A 464-nucleotide genomic window follows, 5' to 3' on the forward strand; every position below is an offset into this window, starting at 1 on the left:
CGACGGTGCAGGAATATTAACCTGCTTCCCATCAGCTACGCATCTCTGCCTCGCCTTAGGGGCCGACTCACCCTACGCCGATGAACGTTGCGTAGGAAACCTTGGGCTTACGGCGAGGGGGCCTTTCACCCCCTTTATCGCTACTCATGTCAGCATTCGCACTTCTGATACCTCCAGCATCCTTTACAAGACACCTTCACAGGCTTACAGAACGCTCTCCTACCACGCACTTGCGTGCGTCCGCAGCTTCGGTATATAGCTTAGCCCCGTTACATCTTCCGCGCAGGACGACTCGATCAGTGAGCTATTACGCTTTCTTTAAAGGGTGGCTGCTTCTAAGCCAACCTCCTGACTGTTTTAGCCTTCCCACTTCGTTTCCCACTTAGCTATATTTGGGGACCTTAGCTGGCGGTCTGGGTTGTTTCCCTCTTGACACCGGACGTTAGCACCCGATGTCTGTCTCC

General features: G+C 53.9%; 1 rRNA gene. It reads right to left on the reverse strand.

Annotated elements, in window-relative coordinates:
- Window positions 1–464, reverse strand: a 23S ribosomal RNA gene (locus tag E1J61_RS35510); the annotation flags it as partial.

The sequence above is a fragment of the Cupriavidus sp. L7L genome, assembly GCF_004353535.1.
In the GTDB taxonomy this organism is placed as follows: domain Bacteria; phylum Pseudomonadota; class Gammaproteobacteria; order Burkholderiales; family Burkholderiaceae; genus Cupriavidus; species Cupriavidus oxalaticus_A.